Below are 24,576 nucleotides of genomic sequence, written 5' to 3'. Positions count from 1 at the left end.
TCCCCGGCCTGACGCCGGGGCACCGCCCACCCCCGACGCTAGGCCGCCCCGGCGTTCCGCACTATGAGGAATACCCGACAGTTTCCGGAGCGATTTCTTTCAGTTCTCCTCCTTCCAGCAGCAGCCGTCGCGTGATGCCGATCGACTCCAGGAACGGCATGTCGTGGCTCGCGACGATCAGCGCCCCCTCGTACGACTCCAGGGCCGTGGTGAGCTGCCGGACGCTCGCCATGTCCAGGTTGTTCGTCGGTTCGTCGAGCATGAGGAGCTGCGGGGCGGGCTCGGCCAGCATCAGGGCCGCGAGCGCGGCGCGGAAACGCTCGCCGCCGGAGAGCGTCGCCGCGAGCTGGTCGGCCTTCGCCCCCTTGAACAGGAAGCGGGCGAGACGGGCCCGGACCCGGTTGTCGGTCGCGGCCGGCGCGTACCGGGCCACGTTCTCGGCGACGCTCCTCCCGTCGTCCAGGACGTCGAGCCGCTGCGGCAGGAAGCGCAGCGGCACATGGGCGCGCGCCTCGCCGGACACGGGGTCGAGCTGCCCGGCGATCGTGCGCAGCAGGGTCGTCTTGCCGGACCCGTTGCGCCCGATGAGCGCGACGCGTTCGGGCCCGCGCAGTTCGAGGATCCCGTTCACCCGCGCTCCGTGCCGCGGTTCCAGCCGGTCGAGGGTGAGGACGGTGCGGCCCGGGGGCACGGCCGTGTACGGCAGGTCGATCCGGATCAGATCGTCGTCCCGTACGGCCTCCACCGCCTCGTCGAGACGCTCCTTCGCCTCGCCGAGCCTGCCCTCGTGCAGGAGCCGGTGCTTGCCCGCCGACTCCTGGGCCGACCGCTTGCGCGCACCCATGACGATCTTCGGTTCGCGCTTCTGGTCGTTCATCTTCTGCCCGTACCGCCTGCGACGGGCCAACTTGACCTGGGCGTCGACCAGTTCACGCTTCTGCTTCTTCAGGTCGGACTCGGCGACGCGCACCATGCGCTCCGCCGCCTCCTGTTCGGCGGCGAGCGCCTCCTCGTACGCGGAGAAGTTCCCGCCGTACCAGGTGACCTCACCGGAGTGCAGATCGGCGATCTGGTCGGCCAGGTCGAGGAGTTCACGGTCGTGGCTGACCACGATCATGACCCCGGACCAGGCCTCGACGGCCGCGTACAGCCGCTGTCGCGCGTACAGGTCGAGGTTGTTGGTGGGTTCGTCGAGCAGCAGCACGTCGGGGCGGCGCAGCAGGAGCGCGGCCAGCCGCAGCAGCACGGACTCGCCGCCGGAGACCTCGCCGATCGTGCGGTCGAGGTCGATGTGGCCGAGACCGAGTTCGCCGAGGGTGGCGCGGGCCCGCTCCTCCACGTCCCAGTCGTCGCCGACGACGTCGAAGTGCTCCTCGGACACGTCGCCCGCCTCGATCGCGTGCAGGGCGGCGCGGACCGCGCGGATGCCGAGGGCCTCGTCGACCCGCAGCGTGGTGTCGAGGGTGACGTTCTGCGGCAGATGGCCCACCTCACCGGCGACCCGGACGGTGCCGTCGGCCGGGCCGAGCTCTCCGGCGATCAGCTTCAACAGGGTTGATTTGCCTGATCCGTTGACGCCGACGAGACCGGTGGTGCCGGGTCCGAAGGCGACCTGGAGGCCGTCGAAGACATCCGTGCCGTCGGGCCAGGCGAAGGACAGGGAGGTGCAGGTGACGGAAGGGGGAAACGCTGACATGAGGGCCTCGCGAATGCTGGATGCGGTCGGGGGTACGCGTACGGGACACCGCGAGGCGACGACGATCAGGTTCGGAGGCGAGCGGGAGGAATGCTCCGCATCACACAGGGCTCCGCACCGAGGACGGCTGGAACGCCGAGGTCGCACGCTGCGCACACACGGGGTCCGACGGGACCAGGCCGGGTGTGACGCGGTGTCTCAGACCTCAGACGAGCAACGTCCTTCTCCATTCGACGGCAACAGAACCGCTTCACACCGTAGGGACGGTCCCGAGGGCTGTCAAAGGAATAACGCCCACCGACGAACCGAGGAGATCGCGTGACGAACGGCCCGCTCTCGTTGCCGGCCCGGCTTTACCTCCTGGCGTGGGACACCACGAAACGCAGGATCACCGGGTCCACCCACCTCCATCACCTGGTGCGCGCCGGCGCCCTCACCGAGCTCGCCCAGCGCGGGCTGCTCGTCGACGACGAGGGAATCGTCACTCCCGTCGACGCCGACTCGCGGACGGGGGACGTCGTGCTCGACGGTCTCCTGGAGCTCGTGTCGGAGTCCCGGCCCCGCGGGTGGAAGCCGTGGGTCACCTGCCGGGCCAGGTACACCCTGGACGCCGTACGCGCCCAGCTCGTCGCCGAGGGGTATCTGCGGGCGGAGCGGAAGCGGGTCCTCGGGCTGTTCCCGTCCGTCGAGCACGAGCTGGACCGGGTGCCCGCGGTCGAGGCCCTGCGCGCGCGGGCACGCGAGGTGCTGGAGGGGCCCGTACCCGTCGCCGACGTCGGCGACCGTGACGCGGCCCTCGTCGCCCTGGCCACCGCCGCCGAGCTCCGCACCTTCGCGTCGCCCGGGGAACGCAGGCTCCACAGGGTCCGCATCGACGCCCTCGCCGAACGCGGCGGCGCGGCGACCCCGGCCCTGCGGAAGGTCGTCCAGGACGTCCGTACGGCGGTGGTCGTGGCGGCCACCACCGCGGCCGCCGCCGGAGCGCCCACGACCGCGGCGAACTGAGGGACCACGGCCGGGGGGAGCGAGTGGGGGCATTCACCTGGGTGCCTCACGTACATGTCGGTTTCCTGCCAGCAGGCCGTGACCCGGCCGTGTTTGGGTGGGGTCCATGACCGACAACGAGCAGCTGCGCGCATCCGCCCTCGCCTTCCGTGACCTGCACGTGCCCGGCCGCCCCCTCGTCCTGGCGAACGCCTGGGACGCGGTGAGCGCGCGGATCGTCGAGGAGGCGGGCGCCGCCGCGGTGGCGACGACGAGCGCGGGCCTGGCCTGGGCCCTGGGCGTCGCGGACGGGGACCGCCTGGACCGGGACGACGCGCTCGCGGCCGTCGCGCGGATCACCGCCGTGGTCCGGGTGCCGGTGAGCGCGGACATCGAGAACGGGTACGCGGCCGAGGCCAAGGGCGTGGGGGATACCGTCCGCGCGGTGCTCGCGGCGGGCGCGGTGGGTGTCAACATCGAGGACGCCCTCTACGGGGAGGGGGTCGGCCCGCTGCGTCCGGTGGCGGAGCAGGCGGAGCGCATCGCCGTGGCCCGGGCGGCCGCCGACGCGGCGGGGGTGCCGCTGTTCGTCAACGCCCGCGTCGACACGTTCCTGCGGGGCGTGGGCGGGGTGGGGGAGACCCTGGAGCGGGCCGGCGCCTTCCTGGCCGCGGGTGCAGACGGCGTCTTCGTCCCCGGTATCACCGATCCGGCGATCGTGAAGGCGCTCGTCGAGGGCGTCGACGGCCCCCTGAACATCCTGGTCGGCCCCGGAGCGCCGTCCGTCGGCGAACTGGCCGCCCTCGGTGTGGCCCGGATCAGCACGGGTTCGAGCATGGCGGCGGCCGTGCACGGCCTGGTCCGGCGTGCCGCGCGGGAGCTGCTGGACACGGGGACGTACGGGGGTCTGACGGGCGGGTTCGACTACGCCGGCCTCAACGCCCTGATGGGGCGCGCCGGTTGACCCTGCCAGGCTGTCAGCAGGTGCCCCGCATCAGCTCCGCCAGATCGTGGTCCAGGTCCACCTGGAGGTGTTCGAGGCCGACCGGCACGAGATCGGTGGTCTGCTGCAGGAAGTTCCGTACCTCGCCCGAGCGCACATGGACCACGGCGGTCCCCTCGGGCGCGTGGAACTCCAGCACGGTGCGGTCGAAGCCGTACGGCCGCACCCGGACGTCACCGTGCCCCACCGCGTCCTCCAGGCCCGACACCAGCAGCTCACGGGCGAAGGTCCAGCAGACCTCGACGCCTTCGAGCGTGGCGGGGGCGGGGAAGGTCATGCGGACGGCGAACGGGTCGGTCCGGTCGTAGTGGAGCGTGGCCGGAATGCTCGGCATCCGCGGCGCGGCGGCGACGAGGCGGGCCTCTACGGGCTGCTCGATGACGGTGGACAACGCCTTGCTCCCTTGTGACGGCTGGACGAACTCCGGGCGGATGAAGCCGGTCAATTGAAGAGACGGAATTACGACCCGGCGCGTGCACCTCTGACCCGAGTGACCTCTGTCACCGAGGTCATGCACCGGGAGATCCACTTTCTCCGATCGTGGTGATCCCTTTCCGTTCCGCACTCGCCCGACACCGAAGAGGACACCCGGGCGGCCCCTGAGGTTCCCTCCGGCCGGGATATGGACGCCATCGGGGGACGGAGGCCATCTGGACGCCGCCGGGGCGGTGCACTAGCTTCGCCCGCCATGAGGGGCTTGGGGAAGACGAGACGCATGAGCCGGGCGACCGGGGTGGCACCGGCGGTGGCCGCACTCGCCGCGGCGCTCGTGGTGGCCGCGCCCGCGACGGCGGCGCCCGCACCGGCGCGCGACACGGCACGGACCCCGCACTGGGCGCTCAAGGACAGCGGCACGGACGCCCGCTTCCGCGGACTGTCCGCCGTCAGCAGGGACACCGCGTGGGTGGCCGGATCCAAGGGCACGGTGCTGCGGACCACCGACGGCGGGGCGCACTGGCACGACGTGTCGCCGCCCGGCGCGGCGGACCTGGAGTTCCGTGACGTCCAGGCGTTCGACGCGCGGCGGGCCGTGGTCCTGGCCATCGGCGAGGGCGAGGCGTCCCGCGTCTACCGGACCGAGGACGGCGGCACCACCTGGACCGAGTCCTTCCGCAACACCGACGCCAACGCCTTCTACGACTGCCTCACGTTCCTGGACCGGCGGCACGGACTGGCGATGAGCGATCCGGTGGACGGCAGGTTCCGGATCCTGTCGACCAGTGACGGCGGCCGCTCCTGGAGGGTGCTGCCGGGCGACGGCATGCCCGCCGCGCAGGACGGCGAGGCCGGGTTCGCCGCGAGCGGCCAGTGCCTGGTCGGTTCGGGGCCCCGTGACGTGTGGCTGGCCACGGGGGGCGGGGCACGCGCGCGCGTGCTGCACTCCGCGGACCGGGGACTGACCTGGACCGCCGCCGACACGCCGGTGCCCGCGGGGGACCCGGCGCGCGGTGTCTTCGCCCTCGCCTTCCGCGACCGCGCCCACGGCATCGCGGTCGGCGGCGACTACCGCGCCGGCCAGGCCTCACCGCGGGCGGCGGCGGTCACTTCCGACGGCGGCCGCACCTGGACCACCGCGGACGGGCCCCCGCCCGCCTACCGCTCCGGCGTCACCTGGCTCCCGCACAGCCGGACCTCCGCGCTCGCGGTCGGCCCCACCGGCACCGACCTGACCACCGACGGCGGCCGCACCTGGCGCACCCTGGACACCGGCTCGTACGACACCGTGGACTGCACCCCGGACCTGGGCTGCTGGGCCGCGGGCGAGCAGGGGCGGATCGCCAGGCTGGAGCGCTGAGGCGGGGGAGCGGCGACCGGGCCGACGGAGAGCTCCGGGAGCTCCCGGGGGTTCCCGGAGGGTTCCGGGGGTTCCCGGGAGCCTCAGGGCCTCAGGGCCTCAGCCGAGGGTCTCGCGGTAGCGCTCCAGGGCCGGTGCCGTCTTCGTCGCCACGAACTCCGTGACGCGGTACGCGCACACGCCCGCGGTGACGAACGGGTCGCCCGCGGTGATCTCCTCGATCCGCGCCCGGTCGTCCGCGACGGCCAGGATCACGCCTCCGTCGCGGGGGTTCTTGCGCCCCGAGGCGAGGAAGGTCCCGGCCGCGTACTGCTCGTCGAGCCAGGCGACATGGGCCTCCAGGACGGCGTCCACGGCTTCGAGCGGCGCGGTGTAGGACAGCTCCAGTACGAACATGATCGCGAGCCTACCTCTCGGTCCGCCCGCCCCCGGGTGACCGGCGGCCGTGCTGCCCCGCACCGTCAACACCCGTGTGCCGGGGCCCTGTTGAGCGGGCCGGGCGCGAACTCCGGTGCGCGGCCGCGGAGACGGGCCGGACCGCGCACGGCGGTGACCCTCTGCGGGGGGCGCCCCGTGTGGTCCCGGGCGAGGGAGGCCCGTAGGCTCGTCCGCATCATGACGACCGTGAGGACCCCGGCGGGCTGGCCCGCCACCGAGGAACAAGCCCGCGCCGTGCAGGACGAGTTGCGCGGGCGGCTGGTGCTCGACGAGCCGGGTCCGCCGCCCGGTACCGGCCGGGTGACGGGCGTCGACGTGGCCTACGACGACGAGCGGGACGTAGTCGCCGCGGCCGCCGTCGTCCTCGACGCGGCGACCCGCGAGGTCGTCGCGGAGGCGACCGCCGTCGGCCCGGTCTCCTTCCCGTACGTACCCGGACTGCTCGCGTTCCGCGAGATCCCGGCCGTGCTGGGCGCGCTCGACGCCCTGCCCTGCCCGCCCGGCCTGGTCGTCTGCGACGGGTACGGACTCGCCCACCCGCGCCGGTTCGGCCTCGCCGCCCACCTCGGCGTCCTCACCGGACTCCCCACGATCGGGGTCGCCAAGAACCCGTTCACCTTCTCCTACGAGGAGCCGGGCGCCCGGCGCGGCAGCGCATCGCCGCTGCTCGCGGGGAGCGAGGAGGCGGGCCGCGCACTGCGCACCCAGGACGGGATCAAGCCCGTGTTCGTGTCCGTAGGCCACCGGGTGGACCTCGACAACGCCTGCGCGCACACCCTGGCCCTCACCCCGCGGTACCGCCTGCCGGAGACGACCCGCCGGGCGGACGCCCTGTGCAGGGCGGCCCTCCGAGAGGCGACCGCCTGACTCCGGCCCGCCGTCCGCAACCGGCTGCCTCCGATTCCCCCGTCTGCGGCGAGCTGACTCCGTTTCACCCGCCCACGAGGGACGGACTCCAGCCGTCAACCCGTGACCGCCCGGCCCCAACCGCCCCGCCCGACCCCTCTCGCGTACCTGAGTACGGTTTCTGAGTACCCGTACGGATGTGCGGCCGGGCCGCGGACGCGAGGCTGGTGCGTATGACGACGCACCTGGACGCGCAGCCCTCGGCCGAACCCGCCCGGACCGCCGGACGCGCGGTGACGACCGCTCTGGTCCTCGCGTTCTCGGCCGGACTCGCCTGGACGGGCGGGATGATCTACACGGTGATCGTCTGGGCGTCGTGAGGACCGGAGGCCCCCGACGAACGCGCGGCGCCCGCCGGGTTCCCGCCGCTAGCGAACCGCCGCCACCCGGAAGGTGATCCCCGCCGCGCCGAGCCGGGCGAGGAGCGCGTCGCCCATCGCCACCACGGGCGTGACCTGTCCGGCCGTCTTCGGCAGGTCGTCGAGGGCCAGCGACAGGGCGGCCTCCGCCAGCATCTTCGCGGTCTCTCCGTAGCCCGGGTCGCCGCCCGAGACCTCGGTGTACACGCGCCGGCCGCCGCCCTCGCCCACGAAACGCACCGAGAACCAGCTCTTCGCGCGCAGCTCGGCGCTCGGCCCCTCGCCCGGCTTGATCCGGCCCGACAGCCAGCGGCGCGCCGCCGGCACCTGCGCGGCGGCGAACAGCGCGCTCACCCCGGCGACCCCGCCGAGGGCGACGGGCAGCCGCTCGACGGCGGCGTAGTGGCTGTAGCGGAAGTCGGGCCCGTACCGCGCCAGGGCGCGCGCCGAGCGCTGGACCACCTGGGCGTCGATCGTGGGCAGCGGCAGCGCCCACGCCCCGACCTCCTTGGCGAACCGCGGCGCGCCCAGCGGGGCCACCACCCGCCGCCCCAGCAGGCGCGGTTCGTGGTAGCGGCGCTCCCGCGCGGCGGCGAGCATCTGCCGGCCGCGAGCGAACTGGTTGAGCGCGGAGGCGAACGTGCCGCCCGAGAACATCGCCCGGGAGCGCACGAATCCCTCCACCCGCAGCGGCACGTCCTCAGGGAGCTGCTTGACGGTGAAGTAGGCGCCCAGGTCGTGCGGCACGGAGTCGAATCCGCAGGCGTGCACGAGCCGCGCGCCCGTCTCCCGCGCGCGCGTGTCGTGCCGGACGTACATCAGGTCCACGAACTCGGGCTCGCCGGTCAGGTCGAGATAGTCGGTCCCGGCGTCCGCGCACGCGGCCACCAGTTCCTCCCCGTAGGTGATGTACGGCCCCACGGTCGAGGCCACCACGCGGGCCTGCCGGGCGAGCTCGCGCACCGAGTGCGGGTCCTTCACGTCCGCCGACAGCACACCGGGGGCGCCGCCGAGCCGCTCCCGCAGCCGTTCCAGTCTTCCGGCGTCCCGCCCGGCGATCGCCCACCGCAGTCCCTCGGGCGCGTGGGCGGCCAGATACTCCGCGGTGAGCTCCCCGACGAACCCCGTGGCTCCGAAGAGCACGATGTCGTACGCACGGTCCGGCTCGATAAGCCTGCTCATGACACCCTCCACCACTGTGGGCTGCGCCCGGACGCGCGGTCCCGCGCCACGTCGTGCGCGAAGCGCCGTTGTCGGTGGCTGAGGCTAGCGTGAGGTACGAACAGTCGGACGACGAGGTCGCACGAACAGGCCGGAGGCAGCCGTGGCCGTGCCGGAAAACGCGCTGAAAGAGTGGCAGAAGGTGCGGGGATTCGCCCTGGGTCTGCCCGGCGCCGCGGAGGAGTTCCCCTGGGGCGAGACCGTCGCGAAGGTCAACAAGAAGGTCTTCGTCTTCCTCGGGCTCGACGACGGCAGTCACCCGATGGGCGTCACCGTGAAGCTCAAGGACGAGGCGGCCCACGCCCACGCGCTCACCTCGCCCGGCGCGGAGCCCGCCGGTTACGGCCTGGGCAGGGCCGGCTGGGTGCGGATACCCCTGGAGGAGCGAGGCGCCCCGGCGGCGGAGCTGCTGTGCGACTGGGTCGAGGAGAGCTACCGCGCCACAGCCCCCAAACGGCTGATCGCGGAGCTGGACGCGCGCTGACCGCGGAGCCGTGCCCGATGGCGGAATTTAACTAAGCGCTTGCTCGTTAGGGCCTTGCCTGGAGTGGAACACGTTCTTAACATCACTGATGTCACATCAGTGGTGTCACGGTGCTGGGGGCTTGATGACAGCGGCAGGAACGCCGGGGCACGGTCCCCTGTCCGGAGTGCGCGTGGTCGAGCTGGCGGGCATCGGGCCCGGCCCGTTCGCCGCCATGCTGCTCGCCGACCTCGGAGCGGACGTCGTCCGCGTGGACCGGCCCGGCGGCCCCGGGATCGGGGTCGACCCGGCCCACGACGTCGTCAACCGCAACAAGCGGTCCGTGATGGTCGACCTCAAGGCCGAGGACGGCGCGTCCCGCGTCCTCGACCTGGCCGAACGGGCCGACATCCTGATCGAGGGCTACCGGCCCGGCGTGGCCGAACGGCTCGGCGTGGGCCCCGAGGACTGCCGGGCCCGCAACCCGAGGCTGGTCTACGGCCGGATGACCGGGTGGGGCCAGGAGGGCCCGCTCGCCCGGCACGCCGGGCACGACATCGCCTACATCGCGCTCACCGGCACCCTCGGGATGATCGGCGCGCCGGGCGAGCCGCCGCCGGTCCCCGCGAACCTCCTCGGCGACTACGCGGGCGGCTCGCTCTATCTCGTCGTCGGCGTCCTCGCCGCCCTGCACCACGCGCGCGCGACCGGTGCAGGACAGGTCGTGGACGCGGCCATCGTCGACGGCACGGCGCACCTCTCGACGATGATCCACGGCATGATCGCCGCAGGCGGCTGGCAGGACCGGCGCGCCGCCAACCTCCTCGACGGCGGCTGCCCGTACTACGGCACCTACGAGACCTCCGACGGCGGGTTCATGGCCGTCGGACCCCTGGAGCAGCGCTTCTACGACCAGTTCGTCGACCTGCTCGGCATTCCCGGGCTCGCCCCCGCCCGCAAGGACCCGGCCCGCTGGGAGGAACTGCGCGCCACGGTCGCCGACCGCTTCAGGACCCGTACGAGGGACGAGTGGACGGCCGTCTTCGAGGGCACCGACGCCTGTGTGGCGCCGGTCCTGTCCCTGCGCGAGGCGCCCGGACACCCGCATCTCGCCGCCCGGGGCACCTTCGTCGACCACGAGGGCATCACCCAGCCCGCCCCCGCGCCGCGTTTCTCGGCCACCCCCACCTCCGTCCGCGGCGGGCCCGCCCTGCCGGGCGCCGACACCGCAGAGGTGGCCCGCGACTGGGACGTTCCCGGGCTGACCGGGGACGCCGGCTGATGCGGGCGCGCCGGCCGTTCCCTCCGTACCCCCGTCACTCCAGGAAGGCGTTCCCCGCATGAAGCGGCAGATCTTCACCGCCGAGCACGAGGCGTTCCGCGAGACCGTGCGCACCTTCCTCGCCAAGGAGGTGCTGCCCCACTACGAACAGTGGGAGAAGGACGGCATCGTCTCGCGCGAGGCCTGGCGGGCCGCGGGGAAGCAGGGCCTGCTCGGACTCGCGGTGCCCGAGGAGTACGGAGGCGGCGGGAACCGCGACTTCCGCTACAGCGCCGTACTGGCCGAGGAGTTCACGCGCGCGGGCGCTGCGGGCCTGGCCCTCGGACTGCACAACGACATCATCGGCCCGTATCTGACGGACCTCGCCACCGAGGAGCAGAAGCGGCGCTGGCTGCCCGGCTTCTGCGACGGCTCGGTCATCACCGCGATCGCGATGACCGAACCCGGCGCCGGATCCGACCTCCAGGGCATCACGACGCACGCCGAGGACAAGGGAGACCACTTCCTGCTCAACGGCTCCAAGACCTTCATCTCCAACGGCATCCTCGCCGACCTGGTGATCGTGGTCGCCAGGACCACGCCCGAGGGCGGCGCGCACGGGCTGTCGCTGCTCGTCGTCGAGCGGGGCGCGGAGGGCTTCGAGCGCGGCCGCAACCTCGACAAGATCGGCCAGAAGTCGCAGGACACCGCCGAGTTGTTCTTCAACGACGTCCGCGTGCCCAAGGAGAACCTGCTGGGCGAGCTCAACGGCGCGTTCGTCCACCTGATGACCAACCTCGCGCAGGAGCGCATGGGCATCGCCGTCGCCGCCATCGCGGGCGCCGAGTATCTGCTGGAGATCACCACCCGGTACGTGAAGGAGCGCGAGGCGTTCGGAAGGCCGCTCGCCAAGCTCCAGCACATCCGGTTCGAGATAGCCGAGATGGCCACCGAGTGCGCCGTCACCCGCACCTTCCTGGACCGCTGCATCGTCGACCACTCGGACGGCGAACTCGACGCGGTGCACGCCTCGATGGCCAAGTGGTGGGCGACCGAACTCCAGAAGCGCGTGGCCGACCGCTGCCTTCAACTGCACGGCGGATACGGCTATATGACGGAGTACCGGGTCGCACGGGCCTTCACCGACGGACGCATCCAGACCATCTACGGCGGAACGACCGAGATCATGAAGGAGATCATCGGCCGCTCCCTGCTCGGCTAAACCCTCCTCGAAAGGCTTACCAGTGAGCACCGAAGCGTACGTGTACGACGCGATCCGCACCCCGCGCGGTCGCGGCAAGCAGAACGGTTCCCTGCACGGAACCAAGCCCATCGACCTGGTCGTCGGACTCATCCACGAGGTGAAGCGGCGCTTCCCGGGCCTGGACCCGGCCGCCGTCGACGACATCGTGCTCGGTGTCGTCGGCCCCGTCGGCGACCAGGGCTCCGACATCGCCCGGATCGCGGCCATCGCCGCCGGACTCCCCGACACGGTGGCCGGCGTCCAGGAGAACCGCTTCTGTGCCTCGGGCCTGGAGGCGGTCAACATGGCCGCCATGAAGGTCCGTTCGGGCTGGGAGGACCTCGTCCTCGCGGGCGGCGTCGAGTCGATGTCGCGCGTGCCGATGGCCTCGGACGGCGGCGCCTGGTTCGCCGACCCGATGACCAACCTGGCCACCAACTTCGTGCCGCAGGGCATCGGCGCCGACCTCATCGCCACCATCGAGGGCTTTTCCCGCCGTGACGTCGACGAGTACGCGGCCCTCTCCCAGGAGCGCGCCGCCGCCGCCGTCAAGGACGGCCGCTTCGACCGGTCCGTCGTCCCCGTCAGGGACCGCAGCGGTCTCACGGTCCTCGACCACGACGAGTTCCTGCGCCCCGGCACCACCGCCGACTCGCTGGCCAGGCTGAAGCCGTCGTTCGCGGACATCGGCGAACTGGGCGGATTCGACGCGGTGGCGCTCCAGAAGTACCACTGGGTCGAGAAGATCGACCACGTCCACCACGCGGGCAACTCCTCCGGCATCGTGGACGGCGCCTCCCTGGTCGCCATCGGCTCCAAGGAGGTCGGCGAGCGCTACGGCCTGACCCCCCGCGCGCGGATCGTCTCCGCCGCCGTGTCCGGCTCCGAGCCGACCATCATGCTCACCGGTCCCGCGCCCGCGACCCGCAAGGCGCTCGCCAAGGCCGGCCTGACCATCGACGACATCGACCTCGTCGAGATCAACGAGGCCTTCGCGGCCGTCGTCCTGCGCTTCGTGAAGGACATGGGCCTGTCGCTGGACAAGGTCAACGTCAACGGCGGCGCCATCGCGCTCGGCCACCCCCTCGGCGCCACCGGCGCGATGATCCTCGGCACCCTCGTCGACGAACTGGAGCGCCAGGACAAGCGGTACGGCCTCGCCACCCTGTGCGTGGGCGGCGGCATGGGCATCGCCACCATCGTCGAGCGCGTCTGACCTTCCCAACGGATCAAGGATCTACGGAGCATCCCCTGATGAGCACTGAGCCCACCACCATCCGCTGGGAACAGGACGAGACCGGCGTCGTCACCCTCGTCCTCGACGACCCCAACCAGTCCGCCAACACCATGAACGCGGCCTTCCGCGCCTCCCTCGCCGCGGTCACCGACCGCCTGGAGGCCGAGAAGGACTCGATCCGCGGCGTCATTTTCACCTCCGCCAAGAAGACCTTCTTCGCGGGCGGCGACCTGCGCGACCTCATCCGCGTCACCCCCGAGACCGCCCAGGACCTCTTCGAGGGCGGCCTCGCCATCAAGCGCGACCTGCGCCGCATCGAGACCCTGGGCAAGCCGGTCGTCGCCGCGATCAACGGCGCGGCCCTGGGCGGCGGCTTCGAGCTCGCCCTCGCCTGCCACCACCGCGTCGCCCTCGACACCTCCGGCACCAAGATCGGCTGCCCCGAGGTCACCCTCGGCCTGCTCCCGGGCGGCGGCGGGGTCGTCCGCACCGTGCGCCTGCTGGGCATCGCCGACGCGCTGCTGAAGGTCCTCCTCCAGGGCACGCAGTACAACGCGACCCGCGCCCGGGACAACGGCCTGATCCACGAGGTGGCCGCCACCCCCGAGGAACTGCTCGCCAAGGCCCGCGCGTTCATCGACGCCAATCCCGAGTCGCAGCAGCCCTGGGACAAGCCCGGCTACCGCATCCCCGGCGGCACCCCGTCGAACCCGAAGTTCGCGGCCAACCTGCCCGCCTTCCCGGCCAGCCTGCGCAAGCAGACGAACGGCGCGCCCTACCCGGCACCGCGCAACATCCTCGCGGCCGCCGTCGAGGGCTCCCAGGTCGACTTCGAGACCGCCCAGGTCATCGAGGCCCGCTACTTCGTCGAGCTGGCCGCGGGCCAGACCTCGAAGAACATGATCCAGGCGTTCTTCTTCGACCTCCAGGCCGTCAACTCCGGCGCCAACCGCCCCCAGGGCATCGAGCCGCGCCCGGTCCGCAGGGTCGCCGTCCTCGGCGCCGGGATGATGGGCGCCGGCATCGCCTACTCCTGCGCCCTCGCGGGCATCGACGTCGTCCTCAAGGACGTCTCGGCGGACGCGGCGGCCAAGGGCAAGGCGTACTCCGAGAAGCTGTGCGCCAAGGCGGTCTCCCGGGGGCGTACGACCCAGGAGAAGGCCGACGCGCTGCTCGCCCGCATCACGCCCACCGCCGACCCGAACGACCTCGCGGGCTGCGACGCCGTGATCGAGGCGGTCTTCGAGGACACCGCGCTCAAGCACAAGGTGTTCCAGGAGATCCAGAACATCGTCGAGCCCGACGCGCTGCTCTGCTCCAACACCTCCACCCTGCCCATCACCGCGCTCGCCGAGGGCGTGGAGCGGCAGGAGGACTTCATCGGACTGCACTTCTTCTCGCCCGTCGACAAGATGCCGCTGGTGGAGATCATCAAGGGCGAGCGCACCGGTGACGCGACCCTGGCCCGCGCCTTCGACCTGGTCCGCCAGATCAGGAAGACCCCGATCGTCGTCAACGACTCGCGCGGCTTCTTCACCTCCCGGGTCATCGGCCACTTCATCAACGAGGGCGTGGCGATGGTCGGCGAGGGCATCGAGCCCGCGTCCGTCGAACAGGCCGCCGCCCAGGCCGGCTACCCGGCGAAGGTCCTCTCCCTGATGGACGAGCTGACCCTCACCCTGCCGCGGAAGATCCGCAAGGAGTCCAAGCAGGCCGTCGAGGAGGCGGGCGGCACCTGGGAGACCCACCCGGCCGAGGCCGTCATCGACCGCATGGTCGACGAGTTCGGGCGCCCCGGACGCAGCGGGGGAGCGGGCTTCTACGAGTACGGCGAGGACGGCGGGCGCGGTCTCCTCTGGCCCGGTCTGCGCGAGCACTTCACCAAGGCGGGCCACGAGATCCCGTTCGAGGACATGAAAGAGCGCATGCTCTTCTCCGAGGCGCTGGACACCGTCCGGCTCCTGGAGGAAGGCGTCCTGACGTCCGTGGCCGACGCCAACATCGGCTCCATCCTCGGGATCGGCTTCCCAGGCTGGACCGGCGGCGTCCTTCAGTACGTCAACGGCTACGATGGCGCGACCGGGACGGGCCCGGCCGCGTTCGTGGCCCGCGCGCGGGAGCTCGCGGAGCGCTACGGCGACCGTTTCCTGCCGCCGGCCCTGCTCGTCGAGAAGGCGGAGAACGGCGAGCGGTTCACCGACGCGACCTGACCGTCCGACCCGGTGCCCGCGCCCGCCCAGGGGCGCGGGCACCGGCTCGCACGGACGCGTGCGCGGGAACCGGCCTGCACGGGCCCGGGCGCACCCGGAGCACCGGCAGCGGGTTCGCCGGACGTGCGTGACCGCAGCGGACTCGCCGGACGGGCGCGCGGTCAGGACTCCTTGAGCCACTCCCGCAGTTCGTCCTTCAGCGACCGCTGGAACGCGGTCAGCAGCGCCTGCACCACCAGCGGCTGCATGTGCGCCGACAGCGACTTCACGGCCGCCACGGACTCCTGTTCGCCCACGGCCTCACGCAGCAGATCCGACAGTTCGCGGGCCGCCGCGCGCGCGTGCTCCAGCAGGACGGCGCGCGCGGCGAGGACCGCCTCGTCCGCGATCGGTACGTCCAGCAGCTCCAGGCCGAGCTTCAGCAGACCGGGGTCCAGCCGGACGGAGTCCCCCGTCCGCTCGATGACACCCATCGCGGCGAGCCGCTCCAGGTCCGTGTCCCCGAGCGGCCGTCCGGCCCGCAGCTCCAGCTCCTCCCGCGTCACGTCCTCCATCGCGTCCGGCGCCCAGGACGCCACCACCGCACGGTGGATGGCGAGGTCGTGCGCGCTGAGACCCGGCGGCAGCTGCGTCAGCCGGCGCTCGATCGCGGCCAGGGTCATGCCCTGGTGCTGCAACTCCTCGATGAGCGCGAGCCGCGCCAGGTGCTCCTGGCTGTAGTGGCCGACCCGGCGGTGCCCGATCACGGGCGGGGGCAGCAGACCCCGGGCGCTGTAGAAGCGGACCGTGCGGACCGTGACACCCGCCCGTGCGGCCAGCTCGTCGACCGTGAGCGTCGGCTCCCCGGTGTCCGTCGTCATCGCAGGTCCTCGCCTCTCGCTTCGTGCGGCGCACGCCCATGGTGACGGCTGACGGCGCGGTGCAACAGTAGTGCTGTCCCACCGGCGTTGTGAAAGCGTCCGCGGGACCGCTCCGGCGCGGGGGCCGTTGTCAGTGGCGGCACCTACGGTGGTGTCATGACGGAGATCAGGTACGTCCGGGGTGATGCCACCGTGCCCTCGGTCAAGGGGGTCAAGCTGATCGCCCACGTGTGCAACGACATCGGGGGCTGGGGAAAGGGCTTCGTGCTCGCCGTGTCCCGCCGCTGGCCGGAGCCGGAGGCCGCGTACCGCGCCTGGCACCGCGGCCGCGCGGCCAACGACTTCGGCCTGGGCGCGGCGCAGTTCGTGCGGGTCGAGCCGTACGTGTGGGTGGCGAACCTGGTGGGCCAGCGGGGGATACGCGCCGGCAGCAAGGGAGTCCCCGTCCGCTACGAGGCGATCGACGCCTCGCTCGTGCTGCTGGCCGACAAGGCCGTCGAACTCGGGGCCTCCGTGCACATGCCCCGCATCGGCTGCGGTCTGGCCGGCGGCACCTGGTCGCGCGTGGAGCCCCTGGTCACCGAGCGGCTCGTGCGCCGGGGTCTGGCGGTGACCGTGTACGACCACGGTGACTGACCGGGGCGAGGAGAGGCCGGGACCGCGGTACGGGGCAGGGGGCGAGGGGCGGCACACGACGGCGCTTGTGGAAGTTTCTGCAAAGCCTTGCGAGGGGTGTCGGGTGACTGGTTGACTCGCTGCCCGCGTTCGAGAGGGAGAGTCATGAGCCGCGACATCGATGTCCTCGTCCTGGGCGGTGCGGGTGTGGACACCATCGTCCACGTCCCCGAACTGCCGTTGCCCTACGCCGACAGCTACATGATCCGTCCGGGCATCGAGACCCGCGCCGGACAGACCGGTGATTTCGTCGCGCTCGGCCTGCACGCCCTCGGGCTGCGCACGCACCACCTGGACCTGCTCGGCGACGACCCCGAGGGCGACCTCGTGAGGGCCCTGCACCGCGACCGGGGCATCCCGTTCACCGCGGTCCCCCAGCCCGCCGGCACCAAGCGCGCGGTCAACCTCGTCGGCCCCGACGGACGCAGGCTGTCCCTGTACGACGACACCCGCGCGCACGAGACGGACCGGCTGCCCGAGGACGCGGTACGGAACCTGGCCGCGGCGAGCCGGCACGCCCATGTGTCCATCACCTACCCGTGCTCCTTCGCCCTGCCGGTCCTGCGGGAGGCCGGGGTGACCATCTCGACCGACCTGCACGACTGGGACGGCGAGAACCCCTATCACGAGCCGTTCGCGTACACCGCCGACCTCGTGTTCGTCTCCACCACCGCCCTCGCCGACCCCGAGCGCACCATGCGGCGGATCGTGGAACGGGGGCGGGCCGAGGTGGTCGTCGCCACCGCCGGTGCCGAGGGCGCGTACGTCCTGGCCGACGGCGAGGTGACCCACGTCCCCGTCGTCCCGCCGCGCACACCGGTCGTCGACTCGAACGGCGCCGGGGACTCCTTCGCCGCGGGCTTCCTCTACGGCCGGCTGACCGGCGAACCGGTCGGCCGCTGCGCCCTGTTCGGCGCGGTGGCGGGCGCCTACGCCTGTACGGTCCCGGCGACCCGTGCCGACGCCATCGGCCGCGCGGAACTCCTCGACCAGGTGGCCGGGGCGGACGCCCGCGTGACCGATCCGGCCCTCTCCTGACGGAACCCGCACCGGCGCGAGCCCCCCGCTCCCGGTCCCCGCGGGGCTCCCGGCCACGCCCGGTGAACCCGGGCCGGCCCTTCCTCAGGGCCACGCCCGGGTCCGGTCCGGACATGCCCGGGCGTGGGCCTCAGCCCGGGTGGACCGTGTCCGTCGCGGCGATCCTCTTCCACGACTTCGGCCGGGCGACCTGGCCCTTCGCCGCCGGGGCGGGCGCGACCCCCGCGCTCCGCGCCGCGGGCGCCGCCGGCTTCGACGGCTGGAACAGCCAGGTGTCGAACAGCGCCGAGAGCGAGACGCCGGACACCCGCTCGGCGTACTCCCGGAAGTCCGCCACCGAGGCGTTCCCGTACGCGTGCTCCTTCGGCCACCCCTTCAGGATGGCGAAGAAGGCGTCGTCACCGACCCGGTTGCGCAGCGCCTGCACCGCCAGCGCGCCCCGGTCGTAGACCGCGATGTCGAACTGGTTGTCAGGACCCGGGTCGCCGGGCGCCACCGTCCAGAACGCGTCGTCCGCCGGATGCGAGGCGTACACGTAGTCCGCGAGCTCCTGCGTCGTACCCTCGCCCTCGTGCTCGGACCACAGCCACTGCGCGTAGCGCGCGAAGCCCTCGTTGATCCAGATGTCCTTCCAGCCCTTGAGCGACACGTCGTCGCCGAACCACTGGTGCGCCAACTCGTGCACGACGACAGAGGTGTTGGAGCCGTTCGCGAACTGGCGCGGGCTGTAGTACACCCGGGTCTGGGTCTCCAGCGCGTACCCGGTGGTGGTGTTGGGGACGTAGCCGCCGGCACTGCTGAAGGGATACGGCCCGAAGTAGCCGCTCAGCCAGTCGACCAGTTCCCCGGTGCGCTCGACGCTGGCGCGCGCGGCCCCGTCGTTGTCCCCGAGGTCCTTGCTGTAGGCGTTGACGATCGGGACACCACCCTCGGACGTACCGGTCGTGATGTCGAACTTCCCCACCGCGAGCGTGGTCAGATAGGTCGCCTGCGGCTTGTCGGAGCGCCAGTTGTAGCGGGTCCAGCCGAGCCGTGAACTCGTCGACTGGAGCGTGCCGTTGGAGATCGCCTGGGTGCCGTCCGGGACGGCGACGGACACGTCGTAGGTCGCCTTGTCGAGCGGGTGGTCGTTGCTCGGGTACCACCACCACGCCGATTCGGGCTCGTCCGCCGCCACCGCCCCGTCCGGGGTGCGGTGCCAGGTCGAGAAGCCGTACGCGCTCTTCGTGGACGGCACTCCGCTGTAGCGGACGACGACGGTGATCTGCGTGCCCTTGGCCAGCGGCGTGGCCGGCGTGATCTCCAGCTCGTGCTGGCCCGAGGTGGCGAACGACGCCTTCGCGCCGTTGACCCGCACCTCGCTCACGTCGAGCAGAAAGTCCAGATCGAACCGTGACAGGTCCTGCGTGGTGGTCGCCAGCAGGGTGGCCGTGCCCTCCAGCTCGTCCGTCCGCGGCTGGTACGTGAGCCTCAGGTCGTAGTGCGAGACGTCGTATCCGCCGTTGCCGTAGGCCGGGTAGTAGGGGTCGCCGATGCCCGGTGCGCCCGGGGTGTAGCTTGCCGCCGATGCCGGGATCGCCAGCAGCAGCGAGGCGGCGAGGGCGCCCGGGGCGATGAGTCTGCGGTGCACGTCAAGCTCCAAGTCGTCGGGGCATGAAGTCGGTCCGGAGCCTATTCAGTCCCTGGGGTCCCGGTCATGTCCACGGCCACCCCTGTCACACGATCGCCATTCGGCCGACATGAGCCCTCCCGAACCGATGGCCCGTCAGACACCCTCTGTCGCAGGAGAGTTGACCGGGGTACGTTCCGCTCATGCCGAAATCAGTGCGCCGCACGCGCTTCATGACCTGGAGACCGCTCGCGACGGCGGCCGTTGCCGCCCTGATGGCCGCGTTCCTCGTCCCGGTCGCCGCACACGGCGCCCCGAGGGAGAGCGCCCCGGTCTACTCGTACGCGAACGCGATCCGCGAGTCCGTCTGGGTCGACACCGGACTCGACGGCGACAACGACGGGAAGCACGACCGCGTCGCCGTCGACATCGTCCGGCCCGCCGAACCCGCCCGCCAGGGACACAAGGTCCCCGTGATCATGGACGCCAGCCCGTACTACTCCTGCTGCGGGCGCGGCAACGAGAGCCAGAAGAAGACGTACGACGCGAACGGCCACGTCGTGCAGATGCCGCTCTTCTACGACAACTACTTCGTGCCGCGCGGCTACGCCTTCGTCGGCGTCGACCTCGCCGGCACCGACCGCTCCGACGGCTGCGTCGACGTGGGCGGCCGCTCCGACATCCAGTCCGCCAAGGCGGTGATCGACTGGCTGAACGGCCGCGCCAAGGGCTACACCAGCCGCACCGGCACAACGACGGCCCGGGCCACCTGGACCAACGGCAGGACCGGGATGATCGGCAAGAGCTGGGACGGGACCATCGCCAACGGCGTGGCCGCCACCGGCGTCAGGGGCCTGAAGACCATCGTGCCGATCAGCGCCATCTCCTCCTGGTACGACTACTACTTCGCCAAGGGCGCCCCGCTCTACGACTCGGGGCCCGACTGGCTGTCCGGCTACGTCGACAGTCCCGACGCCACCGCCAAGTGCGCCTCCGTGCAGCGGAAACTGGTGGACGGGGCGCCCCGCAGCGGCGACTGGACCCCGTTGTGGACCGAGCGCGACTACGTCAAGGACGCCGCGAAGGTGAGGGCCAGCGTCTTCCTCGTCCACGGCATGCAGGACCTCAACGTCCGCACCAAGAACTTCGGCCAGTGGTGGGACGCCCTCGCCCGGCACGGTGTCGCGCGCAAGATCTGGCTCTCCCAGACCGGCCACGTCGACCCCTTCGACTTCCGCCGCGCCGCCTGGGTCGACACCCTGCACCGCTGGTTCGACCACGAACTCCTCGGCTACGACAACGGCGTCGACCGTGAGCCCATGGCCGACATCGAACGCCACCCCGACCAGTGGAGCACCTCCGCCGTCTGGCCGCCCCGCACCACGAGCGCCGCGACCCTGCGTCCGGGCGCGGGCGCGCGGGCGGGAGTCGGCACCCTCGGGCTCACCCGCCGGTCCGGGACCGAGACCTTCACCGACGACCCGACGCACGGCGAGACCGACTGGGCCGCGCACATCGACCAGCCCACCGCGGACAAGGCCGGATTCACCACCGGACCGCTCACCCGTGACCTGCGGCTCTCCGGGTCCTCCAAGGTGACCGTCACCGCCACCCCCACCACCCCGACGGCGTACCTCTCGGCGGTCCTGGTCGACCTCGGCCCGGACACCATCCGTGACTTCGCAGGATCCGGTGAGGGCATCAACACCCTCACCGACCGCACCTGCTGGGGCGCGAGCACGGCCGGCGACAGCTCCTGCTACAAGGTGACCGAGGCGGCCAGGACCGACGTCGGCTACGACGTCGTCAGCCGCGGCTGGGCCGACCTCGGCAACCACGCCTCGGACAAGGGCGCCGTGCTCACCCCGGGGAAGGCGTACACGATCACGCTGGACCTTGCGGCCACCGACCACGTGGTCCCGAAGGGGCACCGGCTCGCGCTGATCGTCGCGGGCACCGACAAGGACCTCATCGACCCTCCCGCCGACACCCCGACCCTGACCCTCGATCTGTCCCGCACCTCGGCCCGGGTGCCGCTGGTGGGCGGCGCGGACGCGTTCGCACGGGCGACCAAGGGCTCCACGGCGATCCCGGCCGCGTCCGTCCTCGACGGCGTACGCGCACCGCGCACCGCGCTCCGCGTCCCCGGGGACAACCACTGACCGGCTGACCGGCCGGCCGCGAACGCGACTCAGCCCCGAGGCGGCCGGACCCCCGAGTCCGGCCGCCTCGGGCTCCCTCAGTCGCGCAGGCCCGCGAGCCGGGCCGCCTCGCGGGCGCAGCCCCAGGCCACGGTGACCCCGGCGCCCCCGTGCCCGTAGTTGTGCACCAGTACCCGGCCGTCCGGCCGGACCTCACGCTCCAGCCGGACCGTCTCGCGCACCGGCCGCAGCCCCACCCGGTGGCCGAGCACCCGTGCGCCGGCGACCTCGGGGCGCAGCGCCGCGCACCGCTCGACGATCCGCGCCGCCACCGCGGGGTCGGGGACCCGGGACCAGTCGTCCTCGTCCGTGGTGCCGCCGAGGATCACCCGGTCGGGCTGCGGGAAGACGTACGTCGTCGTCCCGTCCGCCGCGTCCTTCGTGACGAGCCACTCGCTGATCCCGGGGTTCTCGACGATCACCAGCTGCCCGCGTACGGGCCGTACGGCGGGGTCCGGGACGAGTTCGCGGGCGCCGAGGCCCGTGCAGTTCACGACGACCGGCGCGTCCGGCTCCGCGAGGTCCGTCACCGTACGCTCCTCGACCGCGCCGCCCGCCCGCAGCAGCCGCTCCCGCAGATGGCGCAGATGCACGGGCATGTCGATCAGCGGCAGCCGCGCCCGCAGGGCCGGGCCCGGACACTCCTCGGCCGTCGCCGCGCGCAGTCCCGGCACCCGGCCAGCCCACGAGCCCAGTTCGTCCAGCCGCGTCTCGCCCATGACCCCCTCGACCAGGCGTACGCCACTGTCCTCGGGCCGCGCCGCCAACTCCTCGTACACGCCGAGCGAATCGAGCGCCCACTCACGGGCCGACGCCACCGGCGCGATGCGGTACGGCCACCACAGGGCCCCCGCAACAGCCGAGGTGGTCCGCTCGGAGGGCTCCCGCGTCCACACCCTGACCCGTCCGCCGGCCTCCGCCAGCACCAACGCCGTCGTCAGGCCGACGACACCGGCGCCGACCACGATCACATCACCGCTCCCGGGGTTCTCCATGCCGGGACGCTAGCGGAAGTCGCCGTCCCCTGGTCTCGTCACTCTGTGTCCGGGAATACTCACAGCATGTCCTCCGAGTACGCCACATTCGGCCTGGCACCGGCGCTGCGAGCCGGTGGAGTCCTCACCGACGGTGACCACCAAGTCCACCGGGACTTCGTCGACTTCATCGTCGACGGACGCCCCCTGCTGTTCCGCCTCTCCGACCTCGACGCGGTCTCGCCGCTCGCCTCCGACGTACCGCCCGCGATCTTCACCGCCCAGGTGCGCGGACTCCTCCTGGAGGCCGCCGCCCCGCTCGACGGGGGCAGGTACGTCATCTACGGCTGCCCCGAGTGCGAGAGCATCGAGTGCGGTGCCGTGACCGCGCTCGTCGAGAAGGACGGCGACGACTACGTGTGGCGGGACTTCGCCTGGCAGACCGGGGAGCGCGCCGACCTGGCGCTGAACGGCTACCACGGCATGGGGCCGTTCCGCTTCCGCGGCCCGGAGTACCGCGGCGCGCTGAGCTCCCTGCTCGCCGCCGACGCGGGCCGTCGCCGCCGCGTACGGCTGATCGCCGCCGTCAGGCGAATCGTTCCTCGTGGCCCCGACGTCGGAAGACGTCCCGGGCGGCCGCGCCGGCGCTGACGCACGGCGGGCCGCCGACGGGGCCGGCGGAGGATCCCCGGCGGGCCGTTAAAATCGGCTCCCTGATGACTGCCACCCTCGTCGCCAAGAACCTCACCGCCGGACACGGCGACCGCGCTCTCTTCTCCGGACTCGACCTCGTCGTCGCGCCCGGGGACGTGATCGGGCTCGTCGGCGCCAACGGCGCGGGCAAGTCCACGCTGCTGCGGCTGCTCGCCGGCCTCCTCACCCCGGAACAGGGCGAGCTGCGGCTCTCCCCGCCCTCCGCGACCGTCGGGCACCTGCCCCAGGAGCCGGAGCGCCGGGAGGGCGAGACCGTACGGGACTTCCTCGCCCGCCGTACCGGCGTCGACGAGGCCCAGCGGGTGATGGACGAGGCGACGCAGGCGCTCGTCGACGGGGCGCCGGGCGCGGACGACGCGTACGCGAACAGCCTGGAGCGCTGGCTCGACCTCGGCGGCGCCGACCTGGACGAACGGGCCGAGGAGGTCGCCGACTCCCTGGGCCTCGGCGTCGGTCTCGACCAGCCGATGACCTCCCTGTCCGGCGGCCAGGCCGCCCGCGCCGGACTCGCCTCCCTCCTGCTCTCCCGCTACGACGTCTTCCTCCTCGACGAGCCCACCAACGACCTCGACCTGGACGGCCTGGAGCGCCTGGAGCGCTTCGTCTCCGGTCTGCGCGCCGGCACCGTCGTCGTCAGCCACGACCGCGAGTTCCTCACCCGCACGGTCACCAAGGTCCTCGAACTCGACCTGGCCCAGCAGCAGATCACGCTGTACGGCGGCGGCTACGAGGCGTACCTCGAAGAGCGCGACACCGCCCGCCGGCACGCCCGCGAGGACTACGAGGAGTACGCCGACAAGCGCTCCGCCCTGGAGGGCCGGGCCCAGATGCAGCGGGGCTGGATGGACAAGGGCGTCAAGAACGCCCGGCGCAAGGCCAACGACAACGACAAGATCGGCCGCAAGTTCCGCAGCGAGGCCAGCGAGAAGCAGGCCGCGAAGGCCCGGCAGACGCAGCGCATGATCGAGCGGCTCGACGTCGTGGACGAGCCCCGCAAGGAGTGGGAACTGCGCATGGAGATCGCGGCGGCCCCGCGGTCGGGCGCGGTGGTCGCCACGCTGCGGGACGCCGAGGTACGGCGCGGGGACTTCACCTTCGGCCCGGCGAGCCTCCAGATCGACTGGGCCGACCGGGTGGCCGTCACCGGCGCCAACGGCGCGGGCAAGTCGACGCTGCTGGGCGCGCTGCTCGGCCGGGTGCCGCTGACCGCGGGACACGCCACGCTCGGCTCCGGCGTGGTCGTCGGCGAGGTGGACCAGGCCCGCAAGCTCTTCCACGGCCCGGAGGCGCTGCTGGAGGCGTTCTGCGCGGCCGTCCCGGACACGGAACCCGCCGAAGTCCGCACGCTGCTGGCCAAGTTCGGGCTGAAGGCGGACCACGTCCTGCGTCCGGCTGCCACGCTGTCGCCGGGCGAGCGGACCCGCTCCGCGCTGGCGCTCCTCCAGGGCCGGGGCGTCAACCTGCTGGTCCTGGACGAGCCCACGAACCACCTCGACCTGCCGGCCATCGAGCAGCTGGAATCCGCCCTGGACTCCTACGAGGGCACGCTCCTGCTGGTCACCCACGACCGCCGCATGCTGGACGCCGTGCGCACCACCCGCCGCCTGGAGGTGGCGGACGGCAAGGTGACGGAGCGCTGATCGCTTCGAGTCTCCCGGGCTTCCGACCGCACAGGGGAAGGGGGCGACC

Annotated in this window: 21 protein-coding genes and 1 pseudogene; 15 read left to right on the top strand and 7 right to left on the bottom strand. The window is 72.5% G+C overall.

Annotated elements, in window-relative coordinates; all coding sequences use genetic code 11:
• Window positions 1-61: 61 nt before the first annotated feature.
• On the bottom strand, window positions 62-1,696 hold the full coding sequence (locus tag ACFWI4_RS27640) for an ABC-F family ATP-binding cassette domain-containing protein (RefSeq protein WP_387201266.1): 1,635 nt from the start codon (window positions 1,694-1,696) through the stop codon (window positions 62-64).
• 318 nt (window positions 1,697-2,014) lie between these two features.
• Between ACFWI4_RS27640 and ACFWI4_RS27635 the strand changes: the two genes are divergently transcribed.
• Complete coding sequence (locus tag ACFWI4_RS27635; protein WP_387201263.1) at window positions 2,015-2,701, top strand: GPP34 family phosphoprotein; 687 nt, start codon at window positions 2,015-2,017, stop codon at window positions 2,699-2,701.
• A gap of 106 nt (window positions 2,702-2,807) precedes the next feature.
• On the top strand, window positions 2,808-3,644 hold the full coding sequence (locus ACFWI4_RS27630) for an isocitrate lyase/phosphoenolpyruvate mutase family protein (protein ID WP_387201260.1): 837 nt from the start codon (window positions 2,808-2,810) through the stop codon (window positions 3,642-3,644).
• 13 nt (window positions 3,645-3,657) lie between these two features.
• On the opposite strand, the gene ACFWI4_RS27625 is transcribed toward ACFWI4_RS27630, so the two are convergent.
• A complete protein-coding gene (locus tag ACFWI4_RS27625) occupies window positions 3,658-4,074 on the bottom strand; it encodes an SsgA family sporulation/cell division regulator (RefSeq protein ID WP_385398498.1) in 417 nt (138 codons plus the stop codon).
• A gap of 324 nt (window positions 4,075-4,398) precedes the next feature.
• On the opposite strand from ACFWI4_RS27625, the gene ACFWI4_RS27620 reads away from it, so the two are divergent.
• Window positions 4,399-5,478, top strand: coding sequence for a WD40/YVTN/BNR-like repeat-containing protein (locus ACFWI4_RS27620; protein ID WP_387201257.1), 1,080 nt, complete (start codon window positions 4,399-4,401; stop codon window positions 5,476-5,478).
• Between the two features lie 99 nt (window positions 5,479-5,577).
• On the opposite strand, the gene ACFWI4_RS27615 is transcribed toward ACFWI4_RS27620, so the two are convergent.
• Window positions 5,578-5,874 carry a YciI family protein gene (locus ACFWI4_RS27615; RefSeq protein ID WP_387201254.1) on the bottom strand — a complete coding sequence of 99 codons (297 nt, stop codon included), beginning with the start codon at window positions 5,872-5,874 and terminating at the stop codon, window positions 5,578-5,580.
• Window positions 5,875-6,093: 219 nt separating this feature from the next.
• On the opposite strand from ACFWI4_RS27615, the gene ACFWI4_RS27610 reads away from it, so the two are divergent.
• Together ACFWI4_RS27610 and mmpA are read left to right on the top strand one after the other, a co-directional pair.
• The gene (locus tag ACFWI4_RS27610) at window positions 6,094-6,783 is read left to right on the top strand and encodes an endonuclease V (protein WP_387201251.1); all 690 of its coding nucleotides are present in this window, start codon (window positions 6,094-6,096) and stop codon (window positions 6,781-6,783) included.
• A gap of 212 nt (window positions 6,784-6,995) precedes the next feature.
• Complete coding sequence (gene mmpA / locus ACFWI4_RS27605; RefSeq protein WP_385398456.1) at window positions 6,996-7,142, top strand: morphogenic membrane protein MmpA; 147 nt, start codon at window positions 6,996-6,998, stop codon at window positions 7,140-7,142.
• 48 nt (window positions 7,143-7,190) lie between these two features.
• Here mmpA and ACFWI4_RS27600 read toward each other — a convergent pair whose 3' ends face one another.
• Window positions 7,191-8,363 (bottom strand): saccharopine dehydrogenase family protein, encoded by a 1,173-nt coding sequence (locus tag ACFWI4_RS27600; protein ID WP_385398458.1) that lies wholly within the window; start codon window positions 8,361-8,363, stop codon window positions 7,191-7,193.
• 142 nt (window positions 8,364-8,505) lie between these two features.
• On the opposite strand from ACFWI4_RS27600, the gene ACFWI4_RS27595 reads away from it, so the two are divergent.
• From ACFWI4_RS27595 to ACFWI4_RS27575, 5 genes are all read left to right on the top strand, one after another.
• On the top strand, window positions 8,506-8,886 hold the full coding sequence (locus ACFWI4_RS27595; protein WP_387201248.1) for an MmcQ/YjbR family DNA-binding protein: 381 nt from the start codon (window positions 8,506-8,508) through the stop codon (window positions 8,884-8,886).
• A gap of 124 nt (window positions 8,887-9,010) precedes the next feature.
• The gene (locus tag ACFWI4_RS27590; RefSeq protein ID WP_387201245.1) at window positions 9,011-10,147 is read left to right on the top strand and encodes a CaiB/BaiF CoA transferase family protein; all 1,137 of its coding nucleotides are present in this window, start codon (window positions 9,011-9,013) and stop codon (window positions 10,145-10,147) included.
• A gap of 58 nt (window positions 10,148-10,205) precedes the next feature.
• The gene (locus tag ACFWI4_RS27585; protein WP_387201242.1) at window positions 10,206-11,348 is read left to right on the top strand and encodes an acyl-CoA dehydrogenase family protein; all 1,143 of its coding nucleotides are present in this window, start codon (window positions 10,206-10,208) and stop codon (window positions 11,346-11,348) included.
• Window positions 11,349-11,370: 22 nt separating this feature from the next.
• Window positions 11,371-12,585 (top strand): acetyl-CoA C-acetyltransferase, encoded by a 1,215-nt coding sequence (locus ACFWI4_RS27580; protein ID WP_385398466.1) that lies wholly within the window; start codon window positions 11,371-11,373, stop codon window positions 12,583-12,585.
• A gap of 38 nt (window positions 12,586-12,623) precedes the next feature.
• Complete coding sequence (locus tag ACFWI4_RS27575; protein WP_387201238.1) at window positions 12,624-14,816, top strand: 3-hydroxyacyl-CoA dehydrogenase NAD-binding domain-containing protein; 2,193 nt, start codon at window positions 12,624-12,626, stop codon at window positions 14,814-14,816.
• Window positions 14,817-14,977: 161 nt separating this feature from the next.
• Here the strand turns inward: ACFWI4_RS27575 and ACFWI4_RS27570 are convergent, their stop codons facing one another.
• On the bottom strand, window positions 14,978-15,676 hold the full coding sequence (locus ACFWI4_RS27570; protein WP_387201235.1) for a MerR family transcriptional regulator: 699 nt from the start codon (window positions 15,674-15,676) through the stop codon (window positions 14,978-14,980).
• Between the two features lie 156 nt (window positions 15,677-15,832).
• Here ACFWI4_RS27570 and ACFWI4_RS27565 point away from each other — a divergent pair, with 156 nt between their 5' ends.
• The gene (locus ACFWI4_RS27565; protein ID WP_387201232.1) at window positions 15,833-16,312 is read left to right on the top strand and encodes a macro domain-containing protein; all 480 of its coding nucleotides are present in this window, start codon (window positions 15,833-15,835) and stop codon (window positions 16,310-16,312) included.
• 144 nt (window positions 16,313-16,456) lie between these two features.
• Window positions 16,457-17,389: an adenosine kinase gene (locus tag ACFWI4_RS27560; RefSeq protein ID WP_387201229.1), complete on the top strand. Its 933-nt coding sequence runs from the start codon at window positions 16,457-16,459 to the stop codon at window positions 17,387-17,389.
• Between the two features lie 130 nt (window positions 17,390-17,519).
• Here ACFWI4_RS27560 and ACFWI4_RS27555 read toward each other — a convergent pair whose 3' ends face one another.
• Window positions 17,520-19,019, bottom strand: a complete 1,500-nt coding sequence (locus ACFWI4_RS27555; RefSeq protein ID WP_387201225.1) for a M1 family metallopeptidase — start codon at window positions 19,017-19,019, stop codon at window positions 17,520-17,522.
• A 182-nt stretch (window positions 19,020-19,201) separates the two neighbouring features.
• Here ACFWI4_RS27555 and ACFWI4_RS27550 point away from each other — a divergent pair, with 182 nt between their 5' ends.
• Window positions 19,202-21,160: a Xaa-Pro dipeptidyl-peptidase gene (locus ACFWI4_RS27550; protein WP_387201222.1), complete on the top strand. Its 1,959-nt coding sequence runs from the start codon at window positions 19,202-19,204 to the stop codon at window positions 21,158-21,160.
• 77 nt (window positions 21,161-21,237) lie between these two features.
• On the opposite strand, the gene ACFWI4_RS27545 is transcribed toward ACFWI4_RS27550, so the two are convergent.
• A complete protein-coding gene (locus tag ACFWI4_RS27545) occupies window positions 21,238-22,194 on the bottom strand; it encodes an FAD-dependent oxidoreductase (RefSeq protein ID WP_387201219.1) in 957 nt (318 codons plus the stop codon).
• Between the two features lie 66 nt (window positions 22,195-22,260).
• On the opposite strand from ACFWI4_RS27545, the pseudogene ACFWI4_RS27540 reads away from it, so the two are divergent.
• Together ACFWI4_RS27540 and ACFWI4_RS27535 are read left to right on the top strand one after the other, a co-directional pair.
• Window positions 22,261-22,758: pseudogene (locus ACFWI4_RS27540) on the top strand (oxidoreductase); the annotation flags it as partial.
• A gap of 131 nt (window positions 22,759-22,889) precedes the next feature.
• Window positions 22,890-24,527 (top strand): ABC-F family ATP-binding cassette domain-containing protein, encoded by a 1,638-nt coding sequence (locus tag ACFWI4_RS27535; protein ID WP_387201216.1) that lies wholly within the window; start codon window positions 22,890-22,892, stop codon window positions 24,525-24,527.
• Window positions 24,528-24,576 lie beyond the last annotated feature (49 nt).

It is taken from the genome of Streptomyces sp. NPDC127038, assembly GCF_042725875.1.
GTDB lineage: Bacteria > Actinomycetota > Actinomycetes > Streptomycetales > Streptomycetaceae > Streptomyces.
This window is presented reverse-complemented; position numbering and strand designations above follow the sequence as displayed.